We start from the raw sequence: 17,595 nt of genomic DNA on the forward strand, positions 1-17,595 counted from the left end.
TAATGTAAAGGGGGATCTCCCGTGATTAGCGTTACAAAACTGTTATGCGGAGAAAGTTATTTCGGTGATACCTTGCGTTACGCTGCGGATACAAAAGGCGCCAAACATGGTACCACTCACGGTATGGGACCTGTGGTTGTATGGAATTCAACAAGAACCTGTAATCTCAAGTGTATCCACTGCTATGCCCATGCTGACGCTAAAAAGTTTGAGGGCGAGCTGACCACTGAGGAAGCTAAGAAATTCATTGACGATTTGGCTGAATTTAAAGTGCCCGTATTATTATTCTCCGGCGGCGAGCCTTTAATTCGCCCTGATTTCTTCGAGCTTGCCGAATATGCGGCCAGCAAAGGCATTCGCCCCACTATTTCCACTAACGGTACTTTGATAGATAAAGAAACTGCCAAAAGAATCAAGAAGATTGGTGTAGGTTATGTGGGTATCAGCCTTGACGGTTTAAGAGAGGACAATGACAATTTCCGTAAACACCCGGGCGCCTTTGATGCCGCTTTGCGGGGTATCAGAAACTGCCTTGAAATTGGTCAGAGGGTTGGCCTGCGTTTTACCATTAATCGCCACAATATTCATGCCCTGAACGATATTCTTGACCTTATAGAGGAAGAAGGTATTCCCCGTGTATGCTTCTACCATTTGGTATACTCCGGCAGGGGTAGCGAAATGGTCAAGGAAGACATTACCAGGGAAGAAGCCAGAGCGGCTATGGACCTGATTATGGACAGGACCATTGATTTCCACCGCCGCGGTCTGCAAAAAGAGATTCTTACCGTGGACAACCATTGCGACGCGGTATACATGTACCTGCGGGCTAAAGAAAAATATCCCGAATTAGCTGACCGGGCTTATGAGCTGATGATGACTAACGGAGGCAACCGCACAGGTATTGCTATCGGTGATGTTGACTGGTATGGCAACGTACACCCGGACCAATTCACCCAAAACCATACCTTTGGTAATGTTAAAGAACGTAAATTCGGTGAAATCTGGACCGATATGTCTAACCCGATTCTGGCCGGTCTAAAGGACAGGAAGCCATTATTAAAAGGACGCTGTGCCAAGTGCAAATGGCTGAACGTCTGCAACGGTAACTTCCGGGCTCGGGCAGAAGCCGTAACCGGAGACTTCTGGGAGTCCGATCCCGCTTGTTACCTGACCGACGAAGAAATTGGCATTGCGTAAAGAGGTGAACAGTATGGCATTTCCTATTACCAGAATGCGGCGTTTACGTGTTAACGAGGTTATGCGCCGCATGGTTAGGGAAAATAAACTGACTGTTGATGATCTGATTTATCCACTGTTTGTTACCAACGGCGAAAATGTTATTAACCCGGTGGCATCAATGCCGGGAATTGCTCAGATGTCGGTGGATAATATTCTGAAAGAATGTAAGGAGATAGTGGAATTAGGAATTCCGGCTGTCCTTTTATTCGGCATCCCAGCCTATAAGGATGAAATAGGTTCTTCTGCTTATGATGATGAAGAGGCTGTCCAAAGGGCTATCAGAGCTATTAAAAAGGAATATCCTGATCTGCTGGTTATTCCGGACCTATGTATGTGTGAATACACCAGCCACGGCCACTGCGGTATTCTGGACGAAAAAGGGAATGTCATAAATGATGAGACGTTGAAGGTTCTGGCTAAAATTGCTCTTTCTTACGCCAGGGCCGGGGCAGACATGGTTGCTCCTTCCGATATGATGGACGGGCGCGTGGGAGCTATCCGAGAAGCTTTGGATACCAATGGTTTTGAAAACATTCCCATTATGTCGTATTCAGCCAAGTATGCTTCTGCATATTACGGTCCTTTCCGGGATGTGGCTGAATCTGCTCCCCAGTTCGGTGACCGACGGGGTTACCAGATGGATCCAGCCAATGGGGATGAAGCCATCAGGGAAACCCGGCTGGATGTGGAGGAAGGCGCAGATATTATTATGGTTAAACCGGCTTTGGCTTACATGGATATCATGTACAGACTGAAGCAGGAGTTTAAGATGCCGTTGGCGGCTTATAACGTCAGTGGGGAATATTCTATGATTAAGGCAGCTTCCCAAAATGGGTGGATAGACGAAAAGAGAGTGGTCTTAGAGACTTTGACCGGTATGAAAAGAGCGGGTGCAGACATTATTATCACTTACCACGCCAAAGACGTGGCTAAGTGGTTAAAGGAGGATAAATAAAATGATTGTATCCTGGAATACGACCAACCAGTGCAATATGTATTGTGACCACTGCTACCGCGATGCCGGCGCCAAAGCCACTGAGGAATTAAATACGGAAGAAGGTAAGGCGTTACTTGATGAAATCGCCAAAGCGGGCTTTAAGATAATGATTTTCAGCGGCGGTGAGCCTTTTATGAGAGAAGATATTTTTGATCTGGTGGCTCACGCTAAAAAATTAGGTTTGCATCCTGTTTTCGGCACCAATGGAACCCTGATTACCCCGGATGTGGCCAAGAAGCTTAAAGAGCTGGGTGTCATGGGGGTTGGTATCAGTCTGGACAGTTTGGATAAAGAGAAACATGACAATCTCAGGAAGCTTAAAGGCGCCTGGGATGGGGCGGTACAGGGCATGATTAACTGCCGCGAAGCGGGAGTTCCGTTTCAGGTCCATACCACTTTGATGGACTGGAACTACGACGAAGCTGAGGCCATTACTGATTTTGCCGTAGAGATCGGCGCCAAGGCTCATCATTTCTTCTTCCTTGTACCGACCGGCAGGGCAAAAAACATTGAGGAAGAATCTTTACGGGCTGAGCAGTACGAAAACATCCTGACCAGAATTATGAAAAAACAGCAGGAGGTAGATATTGAACTCAAGCCTACCTGTGCGCCGCAATTTATGAGAATAGCCAAGCAAATGGGTATGGACCTGCGCTTTGGCCGTGGTTGTCTGGCCGGCACATCTTACTGCATTATCAGCCCGAAAGGCAAGGTACAGCCTTGCGCTTATATGGATATGGAGATTGGCAATGTTCGTGAAACGCCTTTCAGTGAAATATGGGCCAACAGTGAAGTGTTTAAAACCCTGAGGACGATGGATTATAAAGGTGGATGCGGCACCTGTGGTTATAAGAAAATCTGCGGCGGCTGCCGGGCGCGGGCAGCATTCTATAACGATGGCGATTACATGGCCGAAGAGCCATGGTGCTTATACCACGGAAGGAAAGGGTATTAGTTATGGACAGCCTGGACAAACAACTGCTAACCCTTATTCAGAGTGACTTTCCCATAACGCCGGAACCTTTCAAGGAACTGGCGCTAACTTTAGGGACCACCGAAGAAGATGTAATTGCGCGCCTGCAGAAGCTTAAAGAAGAGGGAATTATCCGCCGCATCGGAGGTATTTTTGACTCCAAAAAACTGGGGTATTTCAGTACCCTGTGTGCCATCAAAGTTCCTGAAGAACGAATTGACGAAGTTGCTGAACTGATCAACAGTTACCCTGGGGTAACCCATAACTACCTGCGCCAACATGAATATAACATGTGGTTCACTCTAATTGCGTTAAGCAGCCAGGCCGTGGAGGATATCCTGGAAGAGATGCGCCGGCGCACCGGGATTAAGGATTTAATAAACCTGCCGGCCATAAACTTTTTCAAAATCAAGGTAAACTTTAACCTGAATGAGGTGTAATGATGTTTACTGAGTTGGACAAACGGATAATTCGAGAGCTTCAGGAAGATTTACCATTAACATCCAGGCCATACAAGGTTATTGCCGATAAAATAGGTATTACCGAAGAAGAATTGTTAGCTAAGGTTCGGGAATTTGTTGACAAAGGTATTATCCGCAGGTTCGGGGCGGCTTTAAGGCACCGGGAGGTTGGTTTTACGGCCAATGCCATGGTGGTATGGGATGTTCCGGATGAAAAGACCAGGGAAGTAGGCGCTATTATGGCCGGTTTTCCTGAGGTCAGTCATTGTTACCAGCGGCCAAGGTACCCGGGCTGGCCGTATAATATGTTTACTATGGTACATGGCCTGAGTAAAGAGGAATGTGAAGCTACCGCGGCCAGGATTGCCGAAAGGACCGGTATTAAAAAGTATGATTTGTTGTATAGTACAGCTGAATTAAAGAAGGATAGTATGAAGTATTTTATGGAAGAATAAGTATGACAGCAGCCGGTGGCAGTATTGGAATTGTCCGAAGTTCTTTTATTGCTACCGGCTTTAAATACTTATATAATACTTTTACAGGAAAGGATGGTCCGCAGCATGCATAAAGGTTACCAAAAATCATCAGAGCTTTTTGAGGAAGCAAAAAATTACATACCCGGAGGTGTGAACAGCCCTGTGCGCGCCTTTAAATCCGTAGGTATGAATCCTGTTTATATAGAAAGGGCACAGGGATCAAAAATTTATGATGTAGATGGCAATGAGTACATAGATTACGTAGGTTCATGGGGTCCCATGATTTTGGGCCATCAGCACCCGGAAGTAATTGCAGCATTAAAAGCGTACCTGGAAAAAGGCACCAGTTATGGGGCACCTACGGAGCTGGAAACGGAAATGGCTAAACTGATAGTAGAAGCTCTCCCTTCCGTAGAAATGGTCCGTATGGTTAACTCCGGAACGGAAGCGACCATGAGCGCTCTCCGCTTGGCCCGGGGATTTACGGGACGTAATAAGATTGTTAAATTTGAAGGCGGTTATCACGGACATGCCGATTCCCTGTTGATAAAGGCCGGATCCGGGGCTTTAACCCATGGCGTCCCCACTAGCCCGGGCGTTCCTGAAAACATCGCCGGTAACACCATAACCGCTCAGTTCAACGACCTGGATATGCTGGAAGCAATCTTCAAACTGGAAGGTGACGACATTGCTGCCGTTATCTTAGAACCTGTACCGGGTAATATGGGCGTTGTACCGCCAAAACCAGGCTATCTGGAAGGCGTGCGTGAACTGACGCGAAAATATGGCGCATTGTTTATCTGCGACGAGGTTATGACCGGGTTCCGTGTTGCTTACGGTGGAGCTCAAGTCAAGTACAACATTGACCCGGATATTACCTGTCTTGGCAAGATAATAGGCGGCGGCTTACCCGTTGGCGCCTATGGCGGTAAAAAAGAGATCATGGAAATGATAGCGCCGGCCGGACCTGTTTACCAAGCCGGAACTTTGTCTGGGAATCCTTTGGCTATGACGGCCGGAATTACAACATTGAAGCTGTTGCAGCAACCAGGTGTTTATGAAGAGCTAGAAGAAAAATCCGCCAAACTGGCTGCCGGCCTAAAAAAAGCAGCTGAAGAAGTGGGTGTAAAAGCCTGCTTTAACCGTGTCGGTTCTATGTTATGTACATTCTTTACCGATGTGGAAGTAGTTGATTACAAAACGGCAGCGACCTCCGATACCAAAAAGTTCGCCACCTTCTTCCGTACCATGCTGGAGCAGGGGGTGTATTTAGCTCCTTCTCAATTTGAAGCAGCTTTTGTATCGCTTGCCCATTCCGATGAGGATATTGAGCGGACCATACAGGCCAGTTACAGAGCTTTTGAGGCAGTAAAATAATTACTAGTTATTGTAGAAATTTGAGGATTTAAAAAGGAATTTATTACCTTCCTGCCGAATTAAAATATTCCGTGAGGTGGAGAGCAATGAACAAAAGGGTTTTTATCTCCATAGCGTTAGTGGTGGCATTGTTGCTGGTAATCTATTTTTCTGTTACGGCTAAACGGATTCATCCTCCCAAGGAAGAATGGCTGGTCAAGCACAAAGAGGTGGTTGCCAGGAACCAAAATCCCGATAAGTTTTGTTTGGATTGTCATTATAAAAAATTTGGGCATACAAAAGAGAATTTTTGCAATAAATGCCACAAGGAGTCTGGTGTCAGGCCTGTAAAGTAATAGACTAGCGAGGGAGTAGAGAGGGACTAACTATGGCGGATGCTTACGAACTTTTTCTGGAGAAGCTGCGAAAGAGAAAGGGCCTGGACTTAACAGGTTATAAAAGGCCCCAGATGGAACGGCGTATAAACAGCCTAATGCGCAGTGTGAAATGTGGCAGCTATGATGATTATCTTGATTTAATGGACAAGGAGCCTCAGCACTGGAGAAAATTTATCGACACTCTGACAATTAATGTGTCGGAGTTTTATCGGAACCCGCCCCAGTGGGAGGTTTTGCAGCAAAAAATAATTCCCATGCTGCTGGAAAATTCCCCGAATTTAAAGGTATGGAGCGCCGGCTGTTCTACGGGCGAAGAGCCTTATACATTGGCCATGATATTCGCTTATAATTTTCCGCGTGTTTCGGTCAGCATTTTGGCTACCGATATTGACGAAGAGGTCATGGCCAAGGCCAAAAACGGTATTTATAATGAAAAAGCCGTTGCTAACCTGCCCAGGCTATATATAACCAAGTATTTTAAGCAGGAAGGGTCTAACTACATTATTGCGGACGAAATAAAAAGAAAAGTTCGGTTCCAAAAGCATAATTTGCTCAAAGATGTGTTTGATAAAAACTTTGATCTGATTCTGTGCAGAAATGTGGTTATTTATTTTACGGAAGAAAGTAAATCTGCCCTATATAAAAGGTTTCATGAATCTCTAAAACCCGGAGGGGTACTTTTTACGGGAAGCACCGAGCAAATTTTTCAGGCCCGGGATATAGGGTTTAAGTTGGTTTCCTCGTTCTTTTATCAAAAAGCCTAAAAGAAAGAGCATTAGGCTCTTTCTTTTTTTCTGCACAATAATAGTTTAGTGAACCGATAGAATGATGAAACCATTAAGTTATTTAAAACGGAGTAGTCCGGAAAATGCAGGATTTTTGTCCGATTCAGTCGAATTGGTAAAAGGTTACTGGAAAAAGTATGTTAATTGGTAAAAGCCTTTTACGCTGAGGGGGATGATGTGAATGAAAGAAACAAGTATTTTCGCCCTGGATATTGGCACACGGTCCGTGATAGGCGTTGTAATGGAGCAAACCATGAAAGGGTTGGAGATAATTGCCAGCGAGTCTATGGAACATAAACACCAGGCGATGATAGACGGCCAGATTCATGACATCGAACAAGTTGCCCTCGTTGTTAAGGCAGTTAAAGATAAACTGGAAGCTAAACTGGGATATGAATTGAAACAGGTGGCTGTAGCGGCAGCGGGCCGGGCGCTGAAAACAGTACGTACGCAGGTATCCCAGGAATTAGAAGATTTTGATGAAATAAAGTATGATGATGTGTTGCGCCTAGAATTACAGGGGGTGCAGATGGCGCAAACCGAATTAATTGCCGGGGAATTACAGGAAGAAAACCTGGTCTATAATTGTGTTGGATATAGCGTTGTTAACTACGCATTGGATGGCGCCAAGATCAGAAACCTGGTTGGACAAAAGGGTCGGGAAATCAGCGCTGACATTATAGCAACCTTTTTACCCAGGGTGGTTGTAGATTCTCTGTTTGCCGTGCTACAGCGGGCCGGACTGGAGATGATGAGCCTCACCTTGGAACCTATTGCAGCCAGTACTGTTGTGGTGCCCCCAAGTATGAGGCAGTTAAATATAGCTTTGGTTGATGTTGGTGCGGGAACTTCTGATATTGCCTTAACTTCCGATGGATCTATTATTGGGTATGGAATGGTCCCCATGGCTGGGGATGAAATAACAGATGCTATTTCCCACCTGTATCTGGTAGACTTTTACCAGGCCGAGATAATTAAACGCCAGGTTTTGGAAGTAGCTGAAGTTGAATTTGAAGATGTTTTAGGTAACAGTTGCAAAGTGAAGTCGGTAGAAATACTGGAAGGCATAGAGGAAATTGTTAACGACTTGGCTAAACAGATTTGCGACAAGATTATATCTTTAAACCGGAAACCGCCCCAGGCGGTCATATGCATAGGCGGAGGCTCTCTGACTCCCATGCTGAAAGAAAAAATAGCCGATTATTTGAATTTAACTCCCCAGAGAGTGGCAGTCAGGGGCCGGGATGCTATTAGGGAAGTCCTTGGCGCTCAGAATCTGGCGGGGCCGGAAGCGGTTACCCCTATCGGTATAGCGGTTACTGCTCTGGAAAACAGGGGCCTTGGTTTTGCCAAGGTTACTGTTAACGGTAAAGAAATCAGGCTTTTTGAAGTGAATAAAGGAACTGTTGGGGATGCTCTCCTGGCGGCAGGCATTGATATGAAAAAACTTATGCCTCGGCTTGGTCTGGCCCTTACTGTTACCGTGAACGGGAAATTGGAAATTATTAAAGGCACGCGTGGAAAACCGGCGGTTATTAAATTAAATGGCCAGGAAGTTTCTATTGACACACCTATCCGGCATAACGACGTAATAGAGTTTATACCTGCCGAAGACGGTCAGGACGCTACCGGAAAAATAAAAGATATATTGCCTGATCTTATGCCTCTGAGAATTGGTATAAATGACCGGTTGTTCGAAGTAAAACCCGTTATAACTATGAATAACGAGTTGGCAGACATGGAAACAGATCTGATTGATAATAGCCGCATAACCTATCATATGCCATGTACAGTCGGAGAAGTCTTGGAGCAAGCCGGGTATACCGATGACTTATCTCTTTATGAGATTACGGTAAACGGCGAGAGTGTTGATTTATTACACGAACTTAGTTATGGCGATAATCTGGAGGTTAAAAAACCGGTCCAGGCAGAGCGGGCATTAAACCCGGAAGACATCCCGGAAAGGCAACTTGGGCAGCTAAAAGGACAGTACGAGGGGCACCCGGATAGTTTGGCCGGACCAGGTGTAGACCTGACGGCCGGGGATACAGGGCAGGAAGAAATTAATGCAAACAAGGAAAACAGCGCCGGGCAAGACGGTCAGGAATTGCCTTTGATACAGGAAAGGCTTAATTTTTCCGTAAATGAAGGGGATAAGCCTACGGTAGGCATGCCTCCGGCGCAAACCATTGTTTACGTTAATGATAAACAAATCTTGATTCCGCGAAATAACCTTATTTTAACCGACCTTTTTACAAAGATAGATTTTCCGTTTACGCCGCCCGGACCGGGAGCCAGGCTGCGAATGAAAGTTAACGGATACGCGGCAGAATTTACTACGCCTATAAAAACAGGCGACCGCGTAGAACTTGAATGGTACAGTTAGTGGGGTAGTATAGACGTAATTTTAAGAATTCCAACAAATTATTGAAAAAATTTAAGTTAGACGATATTCGACAATATCTCTGAAGGAAATTTGTTGAAGAATATAGAATAAAAAATGGAGAAAATGGGGGAATGAAACGATTGGGGTTTACCTAATGCGAAGTTTCGCAAGATGGGAGGAAAAAAAGGTGTGGCGAACCAAAAAGGACTTGGTGAAGGAAATTAGACATAAACAGAAAGAAATGTATTTCCTGGCCAAGTCGAAAGGGGTTTCCGACCCAACTGTCTATTTCAAAAGTTGTGAACTGGACAACCTAATTGTCGAATATATGAAAAAGTATGGGTGTTATACCATCGGATCTTTGTTTCCGAATTACGAAGGTTAACACTATTTTTTTGCCCCAAAGCTGATTTTCGCAATTATTTCTAAAAATTATTACGAAAGTTATTAATTTTGCCATGCTGACAGGAAAAATGGTATTCCAGGTAGAATATAGCAGTTAAACCTACAAAAATTCGACGTTTTTTGACGAAGGTGCAGTTATGAGAAGAGTTTTGACTGGAAATCTAACCCCGGAAATGTCTATCGCCAGAACTATTTTTTCCGCGAATGGCTTCCCTTTATTGGCTGCCGGTACCCAATTGAATGATGTATACATTGGGAAGCTTGCAAGTCTCGGTATCAATGCCATATACGTTAAAACGGGTATGGATAACATGATACATGTTTATGACCCTGTTTCTGAACGAACCAGAGCAGAAGCTATTAAAGCCCTCAAAAAGGTATTTCTGGAATTCGCCAAGACAGGCAAGTTGCGGACAGATTTAATTTCCGGGCATGTTAATAACATAGTTGACGAAGCTCTCCGGAACAGGAAAAAAGTTATTAACACTCTTGATGTCAGAAGCATGGAAGATTACCTGTATGGTCATTGTGTTAATGTCTGTATTTTGGCTGTTCTAACTGCTATTAACATGGAATATAATGAACTTCAATTGAGGGATATCGGTTTGGGCGCTATCCTGCATGACCTTGGGCATATGCTGGTGGAGAAAGAAATTTTGCAAAAACAGGGCCCGCTTACTCCGGAAGAAATGGCCAAAATTCGAAAACATTGTGAGTATGGCTTTGAACCTTTACGTGAATTAAGAAACATCAGCCTGCTTTCGGCCCATACCGCCTACCAACATCACGAACGGTTTGACGGGTCCGGTTATCCGAGAGGGCTGCGGGGGCATGATATACACGAGTATGCACGGATTGTAGCCATATGTGACGTATTTGATGCTATGACCATGGACCGGCCTTTTCATAGGGCTTATCATCCTCATGAGGCTATGAAATTGATTACAGAATCGGCAGGAAAATTATTTGACCCGGAAATTGTAGCTATTTTTAAGCGCATTGTTGCCTGTTACCCGGCGGGAGATTTTGTAGAGATGTCTTCCGGAGAGGTTGGCATTATCTGCGACCATATAAAAGAGGCGGAATCATGCAAAACCTTAGCTCTTATACTATTGGATAAACATAAAAGGCCTTTGGTTCATGCACAGGAAATAGTGATTAAAAATTCTGCTGAGGAAATTCATAGGGTTTTAAAAGATAATGACCCGTTAATACAATTATGTTATAAGCTAAACGCTACTGAATCGATAGAATAGGTTGGCAGGGCTAAGGAACATTAGATTTTTATCTTATGCAATTACGAATTTTGAATTTTCGAGGGAAGGATAGTATGAAAAGGCGTTTGGATTAATATGATATTTCAGGGAACTTATAAAAGGGCGGGGTAGCAGTGAAAAAACTTCTCAGGTGGATATTTGTTTTTGTTTTATTGGTAGGGATGAGTGGTTTTTTTGCTTATAGGCTTACGCTCCAAAGTATGGGAGCGGGTTACGTTGAGCCGGAAAACAAGACTGTTGTAAGCAACCGGAACATTAATACAGAGTTTAAAAAAATTATTGAATATAACCCTGTTGCTCCACCGGAACATACTTATTTAAAGAAATTACAGCACGAAATTTTTTATACAACGCCGCAAATTCGGGCGGTGCGGAGTTCTATAAGTATACTCCATCAGGAACTGGATTATAAGTTGCGTCCTGAAGCGGTGTTGGCCATGAAAGCAAACAAAAATGCAGAATATTGGCAGGGGTTTACCGGGTCCCCGACCCAAGTTGGCAATGATACCGCTGCCATGATTGCGCGAATTGAAAACATAATCATGAAGCTAAAATATAAGCCATTGCTGACAGACCTTAAGAAAACCCAGTCATTGCTGATGGAAGGGACGGAGAAACAGGACGTTTTGCTGCTTTGGCAGGCTCATAAGATAATCCATGACTTGGATTATTTTTTAATCAATTACCCTGTAACCATAAAAACAGGGGAAGGGGCATTGGAAAACAGTCCAAATGGGCCCAAACAGTATTGGGGGGCAACTACCACTATCGCAACAAATTAATAAAGTTTGTTTACATAAAAAATGAGACCAGGGTAAAAATACCTGGTCTCAGACTTTTTCCATTTTATTCAATTACCGCCTTAAATTTATTTTCCAGCTTATGTAGCCTTAAGTGCTGGTCCTTGTACATGTCCAGTTCAGTTAATGGCTCATTAAACGGGTCTCCTTTCATTAATTTGCTTTTGAGTACCTTTTTATCATCCTATATATTTATTCTGTCCATATGATGTTCCTGGCTGCCCGTATAGTTTTGCAGGATTTATTGGCTTTTCCGGAGGATTGAATGAAGTTCTTTTCTGGGCAATTAAAATTATACCATAAAAAGTAAAAAAGGGCAAGAACAAGTGTTCGGAAATATATCGCAGTTTTACGCTTAGGAAGGTTTATTTAATCCCAAAAGGCCAATACTAACCAAAACAAATTTTATTAAGTCGAAAGAAGGAATATTTTGCCGAAATAACGAAACTTATAATCTTTGGGTAAAGCCTTTAATTCGGTCCCGTGAGGCTGAAAAGGTGAGTTTTTTCATGCCCAAAAATAGACACCAGAGGGGGATTCATTTGAAAAACTTTGTAGACGTTGACGAAAAGTTACCGCTTCCTAAGGCGCTGCCGCTGAGCCTCCAGCATATGTTCGCTATGTTTGGGGCTTCCGTATTGGTGCCGATCCTGTTTAAAATCGACCCGGCAACAGTACTATTTTTTAATGGTGTCGGCACTCTGCTCTACATTTTCATTACCAAGGGTAAGATACCTGCTTTTTTGGGTTCCAGTTTTGCTTTTATTGCCCCGGTTTATGTTGTTATGGCCGGTTATGACTATCGTACAGCCTTGGGCGGATTTATTGCCGCAGGTATTACCTTTATAACGGTGGCTATAATTGTTAAATTTGCCGGAATAGACTGGCTGAAAAAAGTATTTCCGCCGGCGTCCATGGGCGCTATTGTTGCCATTATCGGACTGGAGCTGGCGCCGGTGGCCGCTGATATGGCCGGTTTCCCGGTAGGACTAAACACCAAAGCGCTGGATCCGAAAATGGTCACTATTTCCATGGTGACTTTGTTGACTGTTATATTGGGTTCAGTTCTTTTCAGAGGATTTTTGAAGGTGATTCCTGTTTTAATAGGCGTTATAGTTGGTTATATTGTCTCAGTTTTAATGGGGGTGGTAAGCCTTGAGGCAGTGTCAACGGCGCCTTTGGTTAAAATTCCCGAAGTATATTTTCCTCCCAAATTTAATTTAACAGCTATTATAACTATTTTACCTGCGGCTTTTGTGGTAATAGCTGAACACATAGGACACTTAGTGGTAACGGAAAAGATTGTGGGACGCGAACTTTCCAGAGACCCCGGTCTGCACCGGTCCATGATGGGGGACGGCATTTCTACCACCCTGTCCGGCATCTTCGGATCTGTTCCTACGACCACTTACGGTGAAAATATCGGTGTTTTGGCTATCACTAAAGTTTACAGTGTATGGGTCATTGGCGGTGCAGCAATTTTTTCTATAGTCCTGGCTTTCTCCGGTACCCTGACAGCTTTAATTCGAAGTATTCCTACTCCTGTTATCGGCGGCATATCGATGCTGTTGTTCGGAGTTATTGCCGCTTCCGGAATTCGGATGCTCATCGAAGAAAAGGTAGACTACAGCAAATCCAGAAACCTTATCTTAACGGCTGTTATTATGATTATAGGCTTAAGCGGAGCTTACATTAACATCGGTGAAGTGAAGTTAAAAGGTATGGCCCTAGCCACAGTCGTAGCAATCGTTCTTAACCTTTTCTTCCTTAGCTTCGAAAAGTTCAATCTGCTGAATGAGTAACACAAAAAAATTTTTATCATTTCCTTGCGTTTCAAAAATATTTGTTATATAATACCCCTATAGGGTAAGGAGAACTTCTTACCTATAAGGAGGTGACGCACGTGATTACTGTAACGGGTAAAGCTCAGGAAGAGTTAAAAAAGGTGCTTGATGAACACGGCGCCGATATAATCAGGGTGTTTATAGATGGCTTTGGCTGAAGCGGCCCGAGTTTCAAAATGGCTTTGGAAAAGTCAGTTAATGAAGATGACCATGTTTACGAGCAGGATGGCTTTAAAATAGTCATCAGCAAAGCCTATGATACGGACTATAACAACCTGGAAATTGGTTGGGTCAAGAGTTACATGGGCGAAGGATTCAGCATTTACGATACCGGTAAATCAGGTTCATGCTGTGATTCGGGTTGCGGTGGATGCTAGAATTAACAAAGCTAAAAAGTGATCAAACCCTCACCCTAAATCCAAGAAGGCTGCAAGGTATTAACCCTTGCGGCCTTCTGATTTTTCTGAATCGGGATAAAGTTGTAATGTGGGCAGGAATCATTTATCCAATTGTTGAAAAAAGAAAAATGATAAAAAACAGTTTTTCGGAGGTGCATGATGTTAAAAAAATTATTAGCCAGTGTAGGCATAGGTTCTGCCAAAGTTGACCTCGAAATCCCCAATCCTCAGGTCGAGCTGGGGGGCATACTGGAAGGCGTGGTAAAAATCAAAGGCGGTAGTGTGGAGCAAGAGATAGAGAAAATATATATTAACCTTGTTCTGAATTCTAAATACGGTTCCGGTGACGAGACTAAACCTGTTTCCAGGACAGTAGGTACCGTTAAGGTTACTGATAAACTGACCCTGGCGCCTGGCCAGGAGAAAACTATCCCGGTTAATTTTGAGATTCCTCTCGATATACCTATATCCAAAGGGCGGACCAGGTATTACCTGAAGACAGGCTTGGATATAGAACAGGCTCTTGACCCAACGGACCTGGATGACGTTAAGATTTTGCCCAATAAGTATATGAAAATGCTTTTTGATGCTGTTTCTACTCTTGGCTTTAGGGAAAAGCATAACTCAGGCGACTACAATGGGCGTTACCAGGAGTTTGAGTACAGGCCGACTTCCTTTATGGCCCGCGAACTGGATGAAATTGAACTTTACCCAACTGCCGGAGAGCAGGAACTGAATGTGGTAATACAAATCGATAAGAGGAACAGGGGCCTTTTTGGCAGCCTGCTTGACGATATGGATTTGGATGAACGTTACGTAAGAATTCGCATCCCGTACAGTCAAATGAACGATGTAACTCAAGTTGCCAATTTCCTGAGAGAAACTATTGAATCAGAGTATAGAAAAATACTATAGATTTTTCAATTTCAAAAAGTCTTCCCCAATTTTTGGGAAAGGCTTTCTGCATTTTGTGGCAGGGTGCATTGATAAAGCAATTGGGGGTTAAGGTATTGCTGATTTCTTTTCTTAAAGAAATGGGAAGGAGTACCACGAGAAAAGTCGAATAAAATAGAGAATATTCAGATTGACGGTGAGTTTTACACTTATCTAATACCACTACTCGTGGGATTTGGGTATAATAGGAAGTAGTTATGGTTTTTATTGAACAGTGGTGCAAGTTATTTTGCTAAACAAGATTGTTAGGAAAGAGGGTTCATGTATGCCTAATTATGGATTTGTCAGGGTTGGCGCTGCAACACCCAAACTAAGAGTTGCCGATCCGGCCTATAACATATCAGAAATATTAAAAATCGTAAAAGAAGCCGACGAAAAAAATGTAGCGGTTTTGGTTTTCCCCGAATTGTCCATTACCGGGTATACCTGCGCTGATTTATTCGGGCAAAAACTTCTGTTGGAGAAAGCCGTGGAGTTTTTAGGCGAACTTTTGCAGCAAACGGAAACGCTGGATGTTTTAACAATTGTAGGCCTGCCTTTAATGGTGGAACATAAGTTGTTTAACTGCGGGGTAGCTGTACACCGGGGACGGATCTTGGGGGCGGTTCCGAAGATTCATTTACCTAATTACAAAGAATTTTATGAAAAGCGCTGGTTTACTTCCGGCCATGTTCTCGGACAAAGTGTTTCGGAGATTAACCTGCTAGGTCAGTATGTGCCCTGTGGAAGGATTATGATAAAAGCAGAAAAACCAAGCTTTTTGTTAGGTATGGAAATCTGTGAGGATTTATGGGCAGTTATCCCGCCCAGTTCTTATCTGGCTTTAAATGGCGCTGATATCATAGCCAACCTTTCTGCCGGCAACGAACTGGTAAGTAAGGCTGATTACAGGCGTCAACTGATACTTCAACAGAGCGCACGGTGCATGTGCGGTTATATTTATGCTTCGGCCGGGGTTTACGAATCTACCACAGACTTGGTTTTTGGCGGACACAATATGATTGCTGAAAACGGCATCTTATTAAAAGAGTCCGAACGTTTCAAAAGGGACAGTTCCTTGATTCTTTCAGAGATTGATGTTGAAAGGCTGGCATCAGAAAGGATGCTTAACAAGACATATGCGGATAACTACGAAATAAATGCTGGCTCTCGAAATTTTGTTATTGTAAAAACAGAATTCCTTAAAGAATATAATATAGAAGATATAGGGCTGGAACGGCCAGTGCCGCCTTATCCTTTTGTGCCGGGCAACCCGGCGACTGTAGAAGAAAGGTGCCGCGAAATTTTCAACATCCAAGTGGCCGGTTTGGCCAAAAGGTTACAACATACCAATATGAAGCACGTTGTTTTGGGGATATCCGGGGGTCTTGATTCCACTCTGGCCCTTTTGGTAACGGCCCAGACCTTTGACACATTGCATTTACCGGCGGAAAACATTATAGCTATAACCATGCCGGGGTTTGGAACAACGGATATCACTTATACCAATGCCCTGGATTTGATGAAGGCCCTGCATGTCACTATCAGGGAAATCGATATTAAACCGGCCTGCCTGCAGCACTTTAAAGACATTGGCCATAATGCGCAGGACCTGGATATTACTTACGAAAATGTGCAGGCCCGAGAACGGACACAGATACTGATGGATATAGCCAATAACATCGGCGGTCTGGTCGTTGGCACCGGGGACTTGTCGGAACTGGCTTTGGGTTGGGCTACTTATAACGGTGACCATATGTCCATGTATTCTGTAAACTGTAGTATACCCAAAACATTGGTAAAATTTCTGGTGCGGTGGGTAGCCGACAACATAGTAAACGAACAGACGGCCGAAGTTCTCCAAAAGGTCCTGAATACGCCTATTAGCCCCGAACTGTTGCCGCCGGATACTTCCGGCACGATAGCACAGAAAACGGAAGACCTTATCGGACCTTATGAGCTGCATGATTTTTTCCTGTACTATACAGTCAGGTTTGGCATGCATCCGAAAAAAGTACTTTTCCTGGCTGATTGTGCCTTTAAAGAGAAATATAGCCGGGAAGAAATAAAGAAATGGTTAAAGGTCTTTTATAATAGGTTTTTCAGCCAGCAATTTAAACGTTCATGTTTACCTGATGGGCCCAAGGTAGGGACTGTCAGCCTGTCACCGAGGGGCGACTGGCGTATGCCGAGTGATGCGGAAGTTCGCCTCTGGCTGGCAGAATTAGACTAATGGTGATACGGCCTCATCCGAACCTTCTGTAGTGCTGGTTACGACATAGTAACGGTCACTGCTATTCAAGGTGCAAAAACAAAAAACAGCCCATGATTTGGGCAACAAAAAAAGGGCTGCAAGCCCTTGTTTTTCTAAATGGTGCGGTCGAAGGGACTTGAACCCCCACAGGCCAATGCCCACTAGAACCTGAATCTAGCGCGTCTGCCAATTCCGCCACGACCGCGTTTGATACATAAACGATAATAGCACAAACGAAACAAAAAGTCAATATTAACGATGTCTGGTAAGTTCAACTTTTATCACTATTTTTTTCATGGACGAGAATTTTTTATGGTTCCTGTGGAAGACTAAGTTGGGAACACCAGTATTACAGGGAGGTGATAGCTTGGTCAGACGGGTTGTGGGCAGAATTAGCAGGGAGATGCAGAAAGAAAGTGTGGACTACAAAGGACCGAAAACTCAAACCGGAGCGAGGCTTCGTTCCAATCGAACGGTGAGGTCCCCCAGGTCATCAGGTATCGGGCCCTATTATAGAGACGAATGAATATAGTTGGGATAGAGCCAGGAGTATCCTGGTTAATATCGATAAAAAACAGGCTGTAGAACGGAGATTGCGGTTGGATGGCGCAAC

17 protein-coding genes and 1 tRNA gene are annotated in these 17,595 nt (G+C 44.0%); 17 read left to right on the forward strand and 1 reads right to left on the reverse strand.

The window, feature by feature from the left end; genetic code table 11:
• The first annotated feature begins 21 nt into the window (after nucleotides 1-21).
• From nirJ1 to Tfer_RS00520, 16 genes are all read left to right on the forward strand, one after another.
• Complete coding sequence (gene nirJ1, locus Tfer_RS00445) at nucleotides 22-1,197, forward strand: putative heme d1 biosynthesis radical SAM protein NirJ1 (RefSeq protein ID WP_013120020.1); 1,176 nt, start codon at nucleotides 22-24, stop codon at nucleotides 1,195-1,197.
• Between the two features lie 13 nt (nucleotides 1,198-1,210).
• Nucleotides 1,211-2,194: a porphobilinogen synthase gene (gene hemB, locus Tfer_RS00450; protein WP_052216408.1), complete on the forward strand. Its 984-nt coding sequence runs from the start codon at nucleotides 1,211-1,213 to the stop codon at nucleotides 2,192-2,194.
• 1 nt (nucleotide 2,195) lies between these two features.
• On the forward strand, nucleotides 2,196-3,191 hold the full coding sequence (nirJ2, locus tag Tfer_RS00455; protein WP_052216409.1) for a putative heme d1 biosynthesis radical SAM protein NirJ2: 996 nt from the start codon (nucleotides 2,196-2,198) through the stop codon (nucleotides 3,189-3,191).
• A 2-nt stretch (nucleotides 3,192-3,193) separates the two neighbouring features.
• Nucleotides 3,194-3,649, forward strand: coding sequence for a siroheme decarboxylase subunit alpha (ahbA, locus tag Tfer_RS00460; RefSeq protein ID WP_052216410.1), 456 nt, complete (start codon nucleotides 3,194-3,196; stop codon nucleotides 3,647-3,649).
• Between the two features lie 2 nt (nucleotides 3,650-3,651).
• Nucleotides 3,652-4,125, forward strand: a complete 474-nt coding sequence (gene ahbB / locus Tfer_RS00465) for a siroheme decarboxylase subunit beta (RefSeq protein ID WP_052216411.1) — start codon at nucleotides 3,652-3,654, stop codon at nucleotides 4,123-4,125.
• A gap of 105 nt (nucleotides 4,126-4,230) precedes the next feature.
• Complete coding sequence (gene hemL, locus Tfer_RS00470; RefSeq protein WP_052216412.1) at nucleotides 4,231-5,523, forward strand: glutamate-1-semialdehyde 2,1-aminomutase; 1,293 nt, start codon at nucleotides 4,231-4,233, stop codon at nucleotides 5,521-5,523.
• 86 nt (nucleotides 5,524-5,609) lie between these two features.
• Entirely contained in the window at nucleotides 5,610-5,858 is a 249-nt protein-coding gene (locus tag Tfer_RS00475) for a hypothetical protein (RefSeq protein ID WP_013120026.1), read from the forward strand.
• A gap of 32 nt (nucleotides 5,859-5,890) precedes the next feature.
• Complete coding sequence (locus Tfer_RS00480; RefSeq protein WP_052216413.1) at nucleotides 5,891-6,664, forward strand: CheR family methyltransferase; 774 nt, start codon at nucleotides 5,891-5,893, stop codon at nucleotides 6,662-6,664.
• Between the two features lie 202 nt (nucleotides 6,665-6,866).
• A complete protein-coding gene (locus Tfer_RS00485) occupies nucleotides 6,867-9,071 on the forward strand; it encodes a cell division protein FtsA (protein WP_052216414.1) in 2,205 nt (734 codons plus the stop codon).
• Nucleotides 9,072-9,258: 187 nt separating this feature from the next.
• A complete protein-coding gene (locus Tfer_RS00490; protein ID WP_052216415.1) occupies nucleotides 9,259-9,456 on the forward strand; it encodes an aspartyl-phosphate phosphatase Spo0E family protein in 198 nt (65 codons plus the stop codon).
• A 157-nt stretch (nucleotides 9,457-9,613) separates the two neighbouring features.
• Nucleotides 9,614-10,732 (forward strand): HD-GYP domain-containing protein, encoded by a 1,119-nt coding sequence (locus tag Tfer_RS00495; RefSeq protein WP_052216416.1) that lies wholly within the window; start codon nucleotides 9,614-9,616, stop codon nucleotides 10,730-10,732.
• A 134-nt stretch (nucleotides 10,733-10,866) separates the two neighbouring features.
• Nucleotides 10,867-11,535, forward strand: coding sequence for a hypothetical protein (locus tag Tfer_RS00500; RefSeq protein ID WP_052216417.1), 669 nt, complete (start codon nucleotides 10,867-10,869; stop codon nucleotides 11,533-11,535).
• A gap of 527 nt (nucleotides 11,536-12,062) precedes the next feature.
• Nucleotides 12,063-13,355, forward strand: coding sequence for a uracil permease (gene uraA / locus Tfer_RS00505; RefSeq protein ID WP_052216418.1), 1,293 nt, complete (start codon nucleotides 12,063-12,065; stop codon nucleotides 13,353-13,355).
• A 218-nt stretch (nucleotides 13,356-13,573) separates the two neighbouring features.
• Nucleotides 13,574-13,774: a hypothetical protein gene (locus Tfer_RS00510; protein ID WP_013120034.1), complete on the forward strand. Its 201-nt coding sequence runs from the start codon at nucleotides 13,574-13,576 to the stop codon at nucleotides 13,772-13,774.
• A 180-nt stretch (nucleotides 13,775-13,954) separates the two neighbouring features.
• On the forward strand, nucleotides 13,955-14,710 hold the full coding sequence (locus Tfer_RS00515; RefSeq protein WP_052216419.1) for a sporulation protein: 756 nt from the start codon (nucleotides 13,955-13,957) through the stop codon (nucleotides 14,708-14,710).
• Nucleotides 14,711-15,014: 304 nt separating this feature from the next.
• Nucleotides 15,015-16,961 (forward strand): NAD(+) synthase, encoded by a 1,947-nt coding sequence (locus Tfer_RS00520; protein ID WP_052216420.1) that lies wholly within the window; start codon nucleotides 15,015-15,017, stop codon nucleotides 16,959-16,961.
• A 139-nt stretch (nucleotides 16,962-17,100) separates the two neighbouring features.
• Here Tfer_RS00520 and Tfer_RS00525 read toward each other — a convergent pair.
• A tRNA-Leu gene (locus tag Tfer_RS00525) sits at nucleotides 17,101-17,187 on the reverse strand.
• Nucleotides 17,188-17,349: 162 nt separating this feature from the next.
• Here Tfer_RS00525 and Tfer_RS16425 point away from each other — a divergent pair.
• Complete coding sequence (locus tag Tfer_RS16425) at nucleotides 17,350-17,508, forward strand: hypothetical protein (RefSeq protein WP_157723941.1); 159 nt, start codon at nucleotides 17,350-17,352, stop codon at nucleotides 17,506-17,508.
• Nucleotides 17,509-17,595 lie beyond the last annotated feature (87 nt).

Origin of the sequence: Thermincola ferriacetica (genome assembly GCF_001263415.1) — a bacterium.
Taxonomy (GTDB): domain Bacteria; phylum Bacillota; class Thermincolia; order Thermincolales; family Thermincolaceae; genus Thermincola; species Thermincola ferriacetica.

Excerpts from the sequence above, each read along its gene's own strand:
- hemB (WP_052216408.1), top strand. The coding sequence starts at position 1,211 with ATGGCATTTCCTATTACCAGAATGCGGCGTTTACGTGTTAACGAGGTT.
- nirJ2 (WP_052216409.1), top strand. The coding sequence starts at position 2,196 with ATGATTGTATCCTGGAATACGACCAACCAGTGCAATATGTATTGTGAC.
- ahbA (WP_052216410.1), top strand. The coding sequence starts at position 3,194 with ATGGACAGCCTGGACAAACAACTGCTAACCCTTATTCAGAGTGACTTT.
- ahbB (WP_052216411.1), top strand. The coding sequence starts at position 3,652 with ATGTTTACTGAGTTGGACAAACGGATAATTCGAGAGCTTCAGGAAGAT.
- hemL (WP_052216412.1), top strand. The coding sequence starts at position 4,231 with ATGCATAAAGGTTACCAAAAATCATCAGAGCTTTTTGAGGAAGCAAAA.
- Tfer_RS00475 (WP_013120026.1), top strand. The coding sequence starts at position 5,610 with ATGAACAAAAGGGTTTTTATCTCCATAGCGTTAGTGGTGGCATTGTTG.
- Tfer_RS00480 (WP_052216413.1), top strand. The coding sequence starts at position 5,891 with ATGGCGGATGCTTACGAACTTTTTCTGGAGAAGCTGCGAAAGAGAAAG.
- Tfer_RS00485 (WP_052216414.1), top strand. The coding sequence starts at position 6,867 with ATGAAAGAAACAAGTATTTTCGCCCTGGATATTGGCACACGGTCCGTG.
- Tfer_RS00495 (WP_052216416.1), top strand. The coding sequence starts at position 9,614 with ATGAGAAGAGTTTTGACTGGAAATCTAACCCCGGAAATGTCTATCGCC.
- uraA (WP_052216418.1), top strand. The coding sequence starts at position 12,063 with ATGCCCAAAAATAGACACCAGAGGGGGATTCATTTGAAAAACTTTGTA.
- Tfer_RS00510 (WP_013120034.1), top strand. The coding sequence starts at position 13,574 with ATGGCTTTGGAAAAGTCAGTTAATGAAGATGACCATGTTTACGAGCAG.
- Tfer_RS00515 (WP_052216419.1), top strand. The coding sequence starts at position 13,955 with ATGTTAAAAAAATTATTAGCCAGTGTAGGCATAGGTTCTGCCAAAGTT.
- Tfer_RS00520 (WP_052216420.1), top strand. The coding sequence starts at position 15,015 with ATGCCTAATTATGGATTTGTCAGGGTTGGCGCTGCAACACCCAAACTA.